This is a genomic window from Faecalibacterium prausnitzii (genome assembly GCF_003287405.1).
In the GTDB taxonomy this organism is placed as follows: Bacteria; Bacillota; Clostridia; order Oscillospirales; family Ruminococcaceae; genus Faecalibacterium; species Faecalibacterium intestinale.
In genome coordinates this window covers 1-13,679 of sequence record NZ_PRLD01000025.1, presented here as the reverse complement: position 1 = coordinate 13,679, position 13,679 = coordinate 1, and the positions used below count along the sequence as shown (strand labels likewise).

The window sequence follows — 13,679 nt, the reverse complement described above, 5'->3', positions numbered from 1 at the left end:
AAAAGCGAAAAGCAAAGAAAATCGCTAAAAACGGTGGCGAAATCATTAAAACCAAAACGTGTCCGCACTGCGGGAAGTCGTTTACACCTACGAGCAACCGACAGCTTTTCTGCTCAAGGGAATGCTGGAATCAGGCAAGACAGGAGCAAAAGGAAGCAGCTAGAGAAGCCGAGAGAGGAACTCACTACTACCGGCAGCGCACCTGTGCCGTATGCGGTCACTCCTACTGGCCTACACACAGCCAACAGGAATTTTGTTCCGATGAGTGCAGAAGAATCAACCACAACAAGAAAACCTTGGAATTCTATCACAAGAAAAAAGGAAATCCAAAACCTGACCCAGAAGCAGTCCCAACGCCGAAACCAAAGGAGGATAATGCAGCATGACTACCTTAAAGAACACGCTCCACGACAGCAACAACGGTCTGGACTACACCCTTGTCAATGACCACTATCTGCCGAACCTGACAGCAGCAGCCCCGGCAGAGCAACACCCCACCGGGCGGTGGGGTCGCCTACATAAGATGTACCTGAAGGAACATCATCCCATCCGGTACAATCAACTGCTCCTGTCCGGGGAGCTGGGTAGCTACCTTGCCAAGCTGGACAAACAGGCCGAAGAACAGCTTGCCCTAATCATCCGGCAGATGCAGGAAGCTGAGGGCGTGGACGAAGCGCTGAAAGCCGCCGATCAACTGGAATGGGTGCGCCGGATGAACAGCATCCGCAACCGTGCCGAGAAAATCATCCAGAAAGAACTGATCTTTATCTAAGAAGGTGCCCACGATGGCTGTGCTGAAATGGATGCTAAAACTTGCCCTTCTCCCGCTGCTCCTACTGCTGATTCTGGCACAGTGGGCTGGCATTTTTCTTACCACTTTTTCGTCGGTGGTAACAAATTTACTCGCAGGGCTGTTCTTCTTCGTGGCTCTAGCAAGCTGGATCATGAAGCTGGCAGACGGCGGCGAAGTCCTGAAAATGCTGATTACCGCATTTGTGGTTTTCGTCCTGCCTTACATAGCGATAGCTGCTATCGCCAAAATCTCCTTTTTCGCTGATGAACTCCGGGATTTTCTCCAATCCTGAGTTCAAGACCGCCCTGCACAACGCACGGCGGTCTTTTTGCTACATCGGGTCTGCACAGGGCAGGCCCTTTTTTAATACGGAGGAACAAGCCTATGAAACTGACGTTTGAAGAAAAGAAGCTGCTCTACACCTATGGCTGCGCCGATCTGGAACTGACCCGCAAGCGGCTGTACGGAGTTGCCGGGCTGACGGTTGACCCCAATCAGAACAAGATGGTGTATGACTTCTGCCGGAAGCTGGAGGACGAAACGCTGGCAGACTGGTACGACCAGATGTTCTACTTTGTCCGTGCTGAGATGGAGTGCTACACCAACATGCTGCTCCTGATGCAGGACATCGAGGAGGACGAGGACTGGGGCCCGACCATCTTTGACGAATCCGAGGAGGGAGAACTGATTGACGATGTTTAAGCTGGAAACCATGATCTATGCCAGCGAGGACGGAACAAGCAGCGTATTTACGCTGAATCCCGCCTTGCAAAAGCAACTGGATATCCTTGCATCGCAGCACCCGGAGGTGTGCTGCCGCAAGACAAAGGGAGAAGCCAGCGGTGTGACGTATCAGGTCAGGAATGCGGCGGTATCAATCCTGCCTGTGTAAAAAGGTAGAATACAGAATTCAGCAGATGCGGAGGGCTTTTCGGCTTCTGCTGAATTTTATTTTGTGCTTTTTTGCTAGCGGCTCTTGAGTATCCTTTGTCAGGATGATATACTATTGCTTGAAATTCAGCGATTGCGGAATTTAGTTCCAAGATGATGGAAAACAAGCATTAGGAGAAAATCAATGTCAGTAAGTTACAAAAAGCTCTGGAAGCTGCTGATCGATCGGGATATGAAAAAGAAAGATCTGTGTGTTGCAGCCGGAATCAGCCATACTTCCATGGCCAAACTAGGAAAAAATGAAAATGTCACAACAGATGTTCTGGTGAAAATCTGCACAGCACTTCAATGCGATATTGGTGACATCATGGAACTAACTGCTAAAAATGAAGATTGAAAGGAGGATGGCATACTATGGATAACACCGCAAGAACTTTAAGTTATATTCAGGCAAAGCCTATATTGAAATGGGCAGGCGGAAAGACCCAGATGTTGAATGATCTTCTGCCTAAAGTTCCTTCCTCCTATGGAAGATATATTGAGCCGTTCTTCGGCGGCGGCGCACTTTTCTTTGCCTTGCGGCCTGAAAATGCAATTATAGCAGACAGCAACCCGGAACTGGTCAATATGTATCGTCAGGTTGCCAATAATCTCGATGATGTGATTGACTATCTGAAAAAATACAAAAATACCAGCGAGATGTTTTATCAGGTTCGTGCGCTAGAGTGGACAGAACTTCCTCCTGCGGAGGCTGCTGCTAGAACAATTTATCTCAATCGGACGTGCTTTAACGGTTTGTATCGTGTCAACCGCAAGGGTCAATTCAATGTTCCATACGGAAAGTATGTAAATCCCAAAATCTGCGATGAAGAAAATCTTCATGCAGTATCTAAGGCTTTGCAGAAAGCAGAGATCGTTTGTGGTGATTATTTGCTGGTGCTGGAGCATTATGCCAAGCCGGGTGACTTTATTTTTCTGGATCCTCCTTATCTTCCAATTTCTGAATATTCTGATTTCAAACGGTATACCAAGGAACAGTTCTATGAGGAAGATCATGTGGAACTTGCAAAGATGGTGATGCGGCTGCATGAAATGGGCTGCTCTGTTGTATTGACAAACTCTAACCATCCGCTGGTTCACGAACTGTATTCTCCCTTTAAGATCGATGTGATTCAAACGAAACGTCACATCTCCTGCAATGGAAAGAGCAGAAAGGGCGAGGATGTTATCGTTACGGTTCCTCCGAAACATAAAACTCTTATGAAACTCGCTCCCCAACCTCTGCCGCAGCAGGTATCTTGTTATCCTCCCACACGATTTATGGGTTCTAAAAGTAAACTGCTTTCTCAGATTTGGGCAATCGCGTCACAGTTTGAGTTTGAAACTGCGGTTGATCTTTTTTCGGGTTCTGGTATTGTCGGTTATATGTTCAAGGCACAGGGTAAATCTGTTATCAGTAACGATTACATGGCAATGTCTGCGACTTTTACAAAAGCAATGATTGAGAACAGCCATGTTACCTTGTCCGAAAGAGAAGCCAAAGAACTGTTGGCAAAGAAAAAGGAATCAGACCATTTTGTTGCGACCACCTTTAAGGATTTATACTATACTGATGCAGAAAACGAACTGATCGACATTCTTCGCACAAATATTGCAGGTATTAAAGACTCTTACAAACGTGCTATTGCTATGACGGCTTTAATTCGTGCCTGTACTAAAAAAAGACCCCGCGGAATTTTTACCTATACAGGAAATCGGTACAATGACGGTCGTAAGGACTTACAGAAGAGCTTAGAGCAGCAGTTCTTGGAAGCTGTCGAGGCCGTAAATGCTGCCGTATTTGACAATGGAATGAGCTGTCTTTCTAAACACGGCGATGCAATGGAACTCCGGGCAGACAAGGCAGACCTTGTGTATATGGACCCTCCATATTATTCTCCGCTATCCGACAACGAATATGTCAGAAGGTATCATTTTGTCGAGGGTCTTGCTCGTGATTGGAAGGGCGTTGAAATTCAAGAACACACCCAGACCAAAAAATTCAAATCCTACCCGACCCCTTTTTCCACCAGAAAAGGGGCGGCAGATGCGTTCGATAAGCTTTTTAAGAAATTTGCGAACAGTATTCTGATTGTGTCTTATTCTTCCAACAGCCTTCCGACACAAGACGAAATGTTAGAGATTATGGCTCGGTACAAAAAGCACGTTGAAGTGATTCCTGTTGACTATAAATATTCCTTTGGAAATCAAGGCGAAGCCAAAACCCATCGAAACTCTGTGCAGGAGTATTTATTTGTCGGCTATTAAGGAGGAAGTTCAAAATGGGGACTCCGATTGATATTTGGCTGGTTGGAAACACTGGTCTCAGAAATCCTAATAGAATCAAGGATGGATTCTCTGTATTTGCAGAATCCTCTTTCGTTGGAAATCTCCGAGGTCGGGAAAACGATATTGCGTTTATGAATCTTCTGAATGAGAAAGGTATCATTCAAAATGAAGGTGGAAAAGATGAATCCGGCAGTCACGCCAGAAAATGGCGGCTTATGTTCTCTAAGAACGGCTTGATCTATCCGAAGCTTGATAAAAAATATGGTGAACAAGCTGCTCTTGGAAAGATGGACGATATAACGCCATTCGGACGTGTGTTTTTGAAAGCGGACACTTATCCTGCTGTTCAAGAGTGCTTTTTGCGGGCAATGAGCGTCGAACAGTTTCCTCTGGCTGGCGAATCTTCGTATTTTTCGCCATTAAGATGGATTCTTGCCATTATGCTGGAACTTGAAAAAAGAACTGGCTCATCTGAGTTGAGCCGCATTGAATTTGCATTGTGGGGACACACTACAAATCCCAAATATTCTTTGTCTGAGGTTGTGGACAATATCTTGGATTTAAGAATGCGACGAGCAAAAGCACCCGCAAAGAAAACCTTTGATCGGCAGGAAATCGCTGTTCGGGCTAAAGACTATGATAAGAAGTCGGATAATTTCTTGGACTATTCTGATATGAATATGCGGTATCTTCGCATTTCAGGTGTTTTACAACGAAAAGGTCGTGGCCTTATTATTTCACCTGCAAAGCATGTGCTAGCAGAAGCTCTTGCAAAAAGTACAGCGAATGATAAACCTCTTATCGAAGAATACAGAATACTCTGTAATGGTGCTCCGTTGCCTACAGATAATGAAGATGTAGCGAAATCTGTTTTGAACGACCTGATGCGCCAGATGAAAGAACGGCGGATTGCATTTGATATTTCTGATCTTCCGTTGGACACTCCAACGGAGATCAATATTGCTCGTCGTCGGCTTGAAAGCGTTATTGCCCAAACTGATGAAATCCAGTATGCTCAAGCGCAGTGCAACCAGTGGAAAGAAATTTCCGACTATATGACGCTTTTAATCAAAGGCGGCGGAAAAACTGTATATGACGAGGATAACGCCATTGAGGTTCCCAAAGACGAAACCCCGGCTTACTTAGAGTGGACGCTTTGGAGAGCATCATTAGCCATTGACCATCTGGTGAATATGCCCTATGAGGTGCGTGGTTTCAAACTCGATTCCGATTTTATGCCTGTTTCGGCGGCAGGTGGCGGCAAGGGTGATCTGTACTGTGAATTTGAGGATTTCACCATCTTGACTGAGGTTACAATGTCAACTTCTTCCAGACAGGAAGCTATGGAGGGTGAGCCTGTCCGCCGCCATGTTTCTGATGCAGTTCTTAAATATGATAAGCCCGTCTACGGAATGTTTATTGCTGTCAGGATTGATACCAATACGGCGGAAACCTTCCGACATGGTATCTGGTATGCCAAAGATGACGTGAAGCAGCGCCTTGATATCGTGCCGTTGACATTGGCACAGTTCCAGAAATATTTTGTTGCTATGTTTGAAGCGGATAAGGCAACTCCGCAAACTCTTTGTGATCTGCTGCTTGAATGTGAATCGCAGCGAGATGTTTTGGAGGCACCTTCTTGGAAAAAATATATCGATCATACCGTTTCTGAAAAATCCAAAGGACTCAAAACTGCGGTATGAGGTAATAAATTCTCGGTTTCTTTGTAACAGTCCTCGGACATTAAAGATTAAGGTGGCTACATATTATGGATGACGAAAAGGAGCTTGCTAGCAGACGTGCAGACCAAGTTATGTTTGGCTTTGAATTTCAGGTAAATGCTGCGATCATTCTAATGCTAAGAAATATCAAAAGTCTTGATACTATTCGGATTGAAGGAAATTATGAGGATATCGAACTCCAACTTACTGATGGAGAAAAAATTTTGGCACAAGCAAAGGGTGTGCAATTGGGGAGCAGTAATTTTCATAATGTACGTGCAAATCTAAAAAAGGCCTTGAAAACTTTGTCAGAGGGTGGAAACAAGGCTACAAACGTGAAACAACTTATTTTTATCACGAACTCTTTTAATCCGTTTAACGACGAGGCTTCCAAAGGTATTTTTTCTGGGCCACCGTCCTATCGAACCTATGATTCATTGCCAGATTCATCAAAGAAAATAATTGATGATTATCTTGCTAAGATTGAACATCCGTTGGACACTGAAAAACTTCTGATTCAAACTCTTCCCTTCGAAACTGATGATGAGGATGAACGTTATAAATATGTTCTAAAAGCCGTAGAAGAATTCGCAGAAGATCTCCATTTGAGCTCCTTAAGCATGGGAAAGAAACTTATGCAAGCATGGCAAAATGATTTACAAAGAAATGGAAGCAAAAAGAATGCTGCCATTCGTGTTAGCAAGAAAGAGATTATCGGGCCAATACTTGTGATTATTACAGATATTGATCAAACAAGCGAAAAATTTATCGATCACCTGGATTCAGATATTTATGATGAAGTAATCAGTCAATATAAGGGCTTAATTACTGATTGCTGTGAGAAGTATGAGTTTTTTAAGGATATTTTAAGAGAATACATTTCATACAAGAACGGTGCAGAACATAAAAGCCGTATGGAAACAGCTTTTGGTTTCGTAGACTCATATTGGGAAAAATATACATATATGTTTGATGATACTGGTATAGATGAAGAAGTGCAAGAAATCCTGATCAAAACGATTCTTTACAATGTTATAACTAAAAGAAACAAGATAGATAGTGTGAAGAGTGGGGTGAATCTATGAGATTTCAAAGCATCCGCATTAAAGAGGGATTACTTGAGCGCACGATAAATTTTTCTGATGGAGCGAATTTGATTCATAGCACTAAAAACAGCTGTGGAAAAACCACTCTATTAAGACTGCTGCTGTACTCTATCGGATATAATATTCCAAGCACAAAGAGGATGCGTTTTGATCAGTGTGAGGTTGAAACACATCTTTATTGTGATGCCCTTGGAGAAGTGTCTGTTATACGCTACAACAAGGATTTCTTGGAACTGACGCATGGCAACCAAAAGAGCACAATTGTCCTTCCAGCGCAAGAATTGGAGTTTCATAAATTGCTGTTTGGAAATTGCAATGACGATATTCTTTTGAATTTATTAGGAACTTTTTATATTGATCAAGAAAAAGGTTGGACGTTGTTAAATCGTGGAACAGTTATTGGAAGCATTCATTTCAATATTGAGGAATTAATACGTGGCCTTTCCGGTTGCAACTGCAATGAACTACTTGCAGAAGAAAACAGACTGACAAGGAACATTTCAAAGTACAAACAAATGTTCAGTATCGCTCAATATAGAGATCAAGTGGCAGCTGATATGGGAAGCCTTGCACCAGAGAGTTATAATGAATATGCCACAAGTGAAATTCAGCAAATTTTGTTCCAAATAGGTGGAATTAAGCGAGAACTCAAACGAGTAGACCGGGCACTATCCAGTAATAAAAATTTCCGAAAATTTGTATCCGAAATGAACTTGGTTGTTCAGGATGAGAGTGGAAATCAGATTCCAGTTACAGAAGATAACATTATAGGGCTCAACGATTCTGTTGAATTGCTGGTTTCAAAACGCAAAATGCTTTCATTCGATCTGGCAACTCTAGAAAATCAGCTGGAACAAAAAGAAAAGGTAAAAGCAGCGGAAAATGAACAAATGTCTTTTCTAACCTCTGAAAACCTTGCGGAAGTTTTTGACAAACGCATTGTTTCAACACCAATGAATTCTGTCGTAATAAAGGATGAATTGGATAAATCCGAAAAAAAGCTAAAAAGTGTTCGCGCTGAAATAAGAGAATTAACAAAGAGCAACAATGCTGTTGTAATGAGTTTGTATACAGATATTCTTCGTTACGCAACAGAAATGGGTGTGGGTGACGATGACACCATTTCTCCTTCTTATCTATTTACCTCAAATCTGAAAGAATTATCAGGAGCGGTTCTTCATAAAACGGTTTTTTCTTTCAGATTAGCATATATCTTGGCTGTTGAAAAAGAACTTGGTATAAAGTTGCCCATAATTTTGGATTCTCCCACGGGAAAAGAAGTTGATCAAGAAAATATAAAGATGATGATGAGCATCTTAAAGAGAGACTTCTCAGAAAATCAGCTGATTATTGCATCTATCTATGAATATGATTTTGATCAGGTTAACAGAATTGAAATTGAGGACAGGTTGATTCCGATCAAATAGAATTTAGAGGGAGCGTGATGCCATTGACCCAACCCAAAACCGATCTTGCCTACCTCCGCAGCGAAAAAGCCAAAGCAGAGCAAAAGCTGCGCGCTTGTCAGCACCGGGAGAAGATCCTTGAACGCCAGATGTCAGAGCTGAACCGGAGAGAGCGTGTGCATCGCCTTTGCACCCGTGCCGGAATGCTGGAAAGCTTTCTGGTCTGTCCGGGAGAGCTGACCGACGATCAGGTGATGGAACTGCTGAAAATCTCGTTCCGTCAACCGGAAGTCGTGCTGGCACTTGCAAAGATGGTGCATGACGTTCACGAACGCAGCAACGTCCAAAACCCTTTAGAATAAAGGGCGCAATTATACACCGTTCCGGTGAAATTGCGGTCTTGCAGACGGCTCGATGAAATCGAAGCTGGCGTTTGTGCGCCAGCCCGATTCCATCCCAAGGAAAACTGCATTTTCCTTGCGCTGCTTTGCAGCTATCCTTTTGCGGCTCCCGCCTAAGACTGAAGCGCACGGCACTCCGGTCTAAGGCGGCGAGCACAACCGAATACGATTCCAGACCGTTCACAAGAGCAATCTTGCTGGGCGGTCTTTTTGTTTGGAGGTGATGCCTATTCCATGTCCGCATTTCAAAATCACCATCGTCAAGCGCAGCCAAGGGCAGTCCGCTGTTGCCGGGGCTGCTTATCAAAGCGGCGAACGGCTGTTCAGCGAGTATGACCAGAAAACAAAATTCTACAACAAGAAAAAAGAACTTGTCCATGCCGAGATCATGCTGCCGTCCCATGCGCCGCCCAGATTTGCAGACCGGGCAACCCTCTGGAACGCCGTGGAAGCTGTGGAGAACCAGTGGAACTCCCAGCTTGCCCGCCGCATCGTGCTGGCATTCCCGGTGGAGGTGCCGAAAGAGCAGTATCTGTCCATGATAAAAGAGTTTTGTCAGGAGCAGTTTGTTTCCAAAGGGATGATCGCTGACTTTGCCATCCACGACAAGGGAGATGGAAACCCACACGCCCACATTCTGCTGACGCTCCGAGCGATGGACGAACACGGCAGGTGGCTTCCAAAAGCCCGAAAGGTTTACGACCTTGACGAGAACGGCGAGCGCATCCAGCTCCCTTCTGGGAACTGGAAGTGCCACAAGGAAAACACCGTGGACTGGAACGAGCAGAAGTACGCTGAGGTCTGGCGGCATAGCTGGGAAACCATTACCAACCGCTATCTGGAAGCCGCTGGCAGACCGGAACGTGTTGACCTGCGCTCCTTTGAGCGGCAGGGCATCCAACAGATACCGACCGTCCATCTCGGCCCCGCTGCACACCAGATGGAAAAGCGTGGGGTGGAAACCTTTCTCGGCAACCTGAACCGAGATATTCGAGCCGCCAACAGCCTGATGCAGTCCATCCGCAGCGCAATTCGTGGGCTGCAACGCTGGATCGCAGACCTGACTGAAAAGAAGCAGATTCTTCTGGACGCACTGGAAAAGGCGAAGGAGCCCACGCTGTCCGATCTGCTGGTGGACTACTTCAATCTCCGCAACGAGCAGCGGAGCGATTGGTCTGGCAAGGCAAAACTGAAATGCACTGTCCGGGACTTTGAGGAGATTCGGCAGGCGGTGGACTACCTGAAAGCCCATTCTCTGAACACCATCGAGGATTTGGACACTGCAATTTCTAACCTGAACCAGACTGCCGCCCCTCTCCGCAGGCAGTTGAAGCAGAACGAAAACCGTATGCGGGCAATCGCTCAGATCAAGGACGCTGCTGCTGTCCATGCCAAGCTGAAGCCCATCCATGATACCTTTATCAAGAAGAACTTCAAGCTGACCAAGGACGCTTATGCCGCCCAGCACAAGGAGGAACTGGACACGTTCAACAAAGCTGTCCGCATCCTGATGAAGTTGAACGGCAGCACAGCAGTGGATTTTTCGGCATTGGATGCCGAATTTTCTGCGCTGCAATCCAGCAGCGCAGAACTGCGTACCCAACTGGAAACCTTGCAGCCGGACATCTCCGCACTGAAAAATATCCGCAAGTATATCGACATGGTGCTGAATAAGCAGCAGCTTTCCGCACCGGGCGGCAAGACCCCGGAAAAGGAATCGGTGCTGAAAAAGCTGGAAGAAGCCAAGGCAGCACAGTCTGTAATGAAAGCGGAAGCGAAAAATCACACACAGGAGCTTTAAGGAGGGAGCAACATGACCTACACTCAAGCCAAGATCGACAAAGCCAATGCGGTGGATCTGGAAAAATTTCTCCGGGCGCAGGGCGAAACGCTGGTGCGCAGCGGAAAAGAGTACCGCTGGAAAGCCCACGACAGCCTGACCGTCTGCGGCAACAAATGGTTCCGGCACAGCCAGAGCAAGGGCGGCTTTCCGGTGGATTTCGTGATGGAATTTTACGGCAAGTCCTTCCCCGAAGCGATGCAGATGCTGACCGGAGAGCCGGGCGAAGCCCAGCCGGAGGCTGACCCCGCCCCCTCTCTGGCGTTTCGCTTGCCGCTGCGGAACGTCACCAACGCCAACATCCTGAACTATCTGACACAGGAACGGAAACTCAGTCCCTCGCTGGTGAACTTCTTCATCGCCGCCGGAGATATTTACGAAGACGCCACCCACCACAACGTGGTCTTTGTGGGGCGGGATGCAGACGGGCATCCCCGCTACGCAAGCAGCCGTGGGATTCGGGAAAAGTTTCGGCAGGATGCAGCCGGTGCAGAAAAGGCATTTGGCTTTGCCCATCGCGGCACCGACAAGCAGTTGCTGGTCTTTGAAGCGCCCATCGACCTGCTGTCCTTCATCGAACTGTTCCCGAAAAACTGGCAGCAGCACAATTATCTGTCGCTGGGCGGGGTGTCGGGCAAGGCGTTGCGGCAGTTTCTCTCAGAACGCCCAGATGTGGAGCGGGTGTTCCTTTGTCTGGATGCCGACAAAGCCGGAGAGGATGCCTGCAAGCGGCTGGCGGGGCTGCTGCCGGACACCGTGAGCGTGACCCGCATCCAGCCCTGCATGAAGGACTGGAACGATGTTCTGGTGCACCGGGCAGAGATTTCGAACCGCAATTATTTCAAAAGCATCGTGCTGAAAGAGCCCCCGAAGAAAGATTCCGTGAAGATCATCCGCATGAGCGACGTGGAACTGACTCCGGTGGAATGGCTCTGGAAACCGTATCTTCCCTTTGGAAAGCTCAGTGTGCTGCAAGGCAATCCGGGCGAGGGCAAGACTTATTTTGCCATGCACCTTGCCGCTGCCTGCACCAACGGAAAGCTGCTGCCCAACATGGAGCGCATGGAGCCATTCAACGTGATCTACCAGACCACAGAGGACGGTCTGGGCGATACGGTCAAGCCTCGCCTGATCGAAGCGGGTGCAGACCTTGACCGGGTGCTGGTCATTGATGACAGCGATGTGCAGCTGACACTCTCCGATGAACGAATTGAAAAAGCCATTATTGAGAACAACGCCCGACTGGTCATCATCGACCCGATCCAGGTGTATCTCGGTGCCGACGTGGACATGAACCGGGCAAACGAAGTCCGTCCTATCTTCATGCGGTTGGGACAGGTAGCGCAGCGAACAGGCTGCGCTATTTTGCTGATCGGGCATCTGAACAAGGCCGCTGGAATGCAGAGTCTGCAACGGGGTCTCGGCTCAATCGACATTGCAGCCGCCGTCCGAAGCGTCATGTTTATCGGCAAGCTGAAGCACGACCCCACCATGCGCATCCTGACCCACGAAAAAAGTTCCCTTGCCCCGCCGGGAGCGTCACTGGCGTTCTCTCTGGGGGACGAGGGTGGCTTCCGCTGGGTCGGCGAGTACGACATTACCGCAGATGAAATGCTGTCCGGCATCGAGCCGCAGCGGGAAACCAAGACCCAGCAAGCCAAAGACCTGATCTGCGCCCTGCTTGCCGGAGGAAAGCAGGTGCTCAGCGAGGACATCGACAAGGCGGCTCTGGAAAGGGGCATCCCCGGTCGAACCGTCCGGGATGCAAAACGGGAACTGGGCGATGCCCTGAAAAGCAAGATCGTGGAAGGCCGCAAAAAGGTCTTTTGGATGGAATAAGCCATTTGGCTGGCAGAAAATTTTGGCTGGCAAGAAAATCATGGTACACCCACAGTTGCCAGTCTGCCAGCCAAATTCAAAAAGTGACGATAAAAGGAGAAATCGAATGGAGAATCAGAATTCGAGTTATTCGGTGCAGATTGGTAAAACCACCTTTATTGTGTGTGTGAAGCAGTCCGAAACCGCCAAAAAGCCGATTGAAAAGATGTTCAAGGATATGTGCAGACATGAGGTCACAAGGGACCTCCTTGCAGACAACCTGATGAATTTAGAAAAATTACCGAAAACCTCTTGACGAAGTCCAGCCCGAAGGCACCGGATACCGTGCGCGCACTCGTTTTGCGAAGTTTTTCAACTTGCCCGAACTGATGGCGATGTTCAAAGAAGCGGCCGACATCAAGACCAGCGACCAGCTGCATCTCCCGGTGCCTGATGCAAAATTTGAGACGGTTGTGGTCAAACCTTCGGAAATCCAACAGGACATGGTGCAAGCGTTGAGCGAACGTGCAGCCGAAGTCCACAGCGGTTCTGTTGACCCTTCTGTGGATAATATGTTGAAAATTACGTCGGATGGCCGCAAAATCGGTCTTGACCAGCGGTTGATGAATTCCGCTCTGCCCGATGACCCCAACAGCAAGTTAAATGCCTGCGTCAACAACGTCCTGCGCATCTGGAACGACACCAAGGAGCAGAAGCTGACCCAGTTGATTTTCTGCGATATGTCTACTCCCAAGGGGGACGGTTCGTTCAACGTCTATGATGATATTCGCACCAAGCTGCTCAACGCCGGTGTGCCCGAACAGGAGATCGAGTTCATCCACAACGCAGATACGGAGAACAAGAAAGCAGAACTTTTCTCCAAGGTACGCAGCGGACAGGTGCGTGTGTTGCTGGGCAGCACTGCCAAAATGGGAGCAGGAACCAACGTCCAGACGCTGCTCGTAGCGGTGCATCATCTGGATGTAGGCTGGCGTCCGTCTGATATGACCCAGCGCAATGGCAGAATCATCCGCCAAGGCAATCAAAACAAACAAGTGTACGTCTATAATTACGTCACTGAATCGACATTTGACGCCTACTTGTACCAGACCTTAGAGAATAAGCAGAAGTTCATTTCGCAGATTATGACGAGCAAGTCGCCTATGCGCTCCTGCGATGATATTGATGAGCAGGCTCTGTCTTACGCTGAAATCAAGGCTCTGTGTGCTGGTGACCCGCGCATCCGGGAAAAGATGGATTTGGACGTGCAGGTGGCAAAATTGAAAGTTCTGCGCGGTGACTTCCAGAATCAGAAATATCGTCTGGAGGATAAGCTGCTCAAAACTTTCCCGGAGGAGATCCAGAAACAGAAAAC

At 47.4% G+C, this 13,679-nt stretch carries 13 protein-coding genes and 2 pseudogenes; all 15 read left to right on the top strand.

Annotated features, from left to right (window positions below):
- Window positions 1-386 (top strand): annotated as a pseudogene (locus C4N24_RS15545) (DUF2116 family Zn-ribbon domain-containing protein); the annotation flags it as partial.
- A complete protein-coding gene (locus C4N24_RS14320) occupies window positions 383-772 on the top strand; it encodes a TnpV protein (protein WP_112091963.1) in 390 nt (129 codons plus the stop codon). The pseudogene C4N24_RS15545 and the gene C4N24_RS14320, both read left to right, overlap by 4 nt.
- 13 nt (window positions 773-785) lie before the next feature.
- Entirely contained in the window at window positions 786-1,085 is a 300-nt protein-coding gene (locus C4N24_RS14315; protein ID WP_112091962.1) for a hypothetical protein, read from the top strand.
- A 92-nt stretch (window positions 1,086-1,177) separates the two neighbouring features.
- Window positions 1,178-1,495, top strand: coding sequence for a hypothetical protein (locus tag C4N24_RS14310; RefSeq protein ID WP_112091961.1), 318 nt, complete (start codon window positions 1,178-1,180; stop codon window positions 1,493-1,495).
- On the top strand, window positions 1,488-1,685 hold the full coding sequence (locus C4N24_RS14305) for a hypothetical protein (protein WP_112091960.1): 198 nt from the start codon (window positions 1,488-1,490) through the stop codon (window positions 1,683-1,685). Before C4N24_RS14310 ends, C4N24_RS14305 begins: the two co-directional genes overlap by 8 nt.
- 183 nt (window positions 1,686-1,868) lie before the next feature.
- Complete coding sequence (locus C4N24_RS14300; RefSeq protein ID WP_055191343.1) at window positions 1,869-2,081, top strand: helix-turn-helix domain-containing protein; 213 nt, start codon at window positions 1,869-1,871, stop codon at window positions 2,079-2,081.
- 17 nt (window positions 2,082-2,098) lie between these two features.
- Window positions 2,099-3,991: a Dam family site-specific DNA-(adenine-N6)-methyltransferase gene (locus tag C4N24_RS14295; RefSeq protein WP_055191345.1), complete on the top strand. Its 1,893-nt coding sequence runs from the start codon at window positions 2,099-2,101 to the stop codon at window positions 3,989-3,991.
- A 14-nt stretch (window positions 3,992-4,005) separates the two neighbouring features.
- The gene (locus tag C4N24_RS14290; RefSeq protein ID WP_112091959.1) at window positions 4,006-5,715 is read left to right on the top strand and encodes an AlwI family type II restriction endonuclease; all 1,710 of its coding nucleotides are present in this window, start codon (window positions 4,006-4,008) and stop codon (window positions 5,713-5,715) included.
- Window positions 5,716-5,780: 65 nt separating this feature from the next.
- Window positions 5,781-6,818, top strand: coding sequence for a hypothetical protein (locus C4N24_RS14285; protein ID WP_112091958.1), 1,038 nt, complete (start codon window positions 5,781-5,783; stop codon window positions 6,816-6,818).
- Window positions 6,815-8,266, top strand: coding sequence for a hypothetical protein (locus C4N24_RS14280; protein ID WP_112091957.1), 1,452 nt, complete (start codon window positions 6,815-6,817; stop codon window positions 8,264-8,266). Before C4N24_RS14285 ends, C4N24_RS14280 begins: the two co-directional genes overlap by 4 nt.
- A 23-nt stretch (window positions 8,267-8,289) precedes the next feature.
- Entirely contained in the window at window positions 8,290-8,607 is a 318-nt protein-coding gene (locus C4N24_RS14275) for a DUF3847 domain-containing protein (protein WP_349152815.1), read from the top strand.
- A 268-nt stretch (window positions 8,608-8,875) separates the two neighbouring features.
- Window positions 8,876-10,447: a MobQ family relaxase gene (gene mobQ, locus C4N24_RS14270; protein WP_347475247.1), complete on the top strand. Its 1,572-nt coding sequence runs from the start codon at window positions 8,876-8,878 to the stop codon at window positions 10,445-10,447.
- Window positions 10,448-10,459: 12 nt separating this feature from the next.
- Window positions 10,460-12,325: an AAA family ATPase gene (locus C4N24_RS14265; RefSeq protein ID WP_112091954.1), complete on the top strand. Its 1,866-nt coding sequence runs from the start codon at window positions 10,460-10,462 to the stop codon at window positions 12,323-12,325.
- Window positions 12,326-12,431: 106 nt separating this feature from the next.
- Window positions 12,432-12,620, top strand: coding sequence for a transposon-encoded TnpW family protein (locus tag C4N24_RS14260; protein ID WP_112091953.1), 189 nt, complete (start codon window positions 12,432-12,434; stop codon window positions 12,618-12,620).
- A 1-nt stretch (window position 12,621) separates the two neighbouring features.
- Window positions 12,622-13,679: pseudogene (locus C4N24_RS14255) on the top strand (helicase-related protein); the annotation flags it as partial.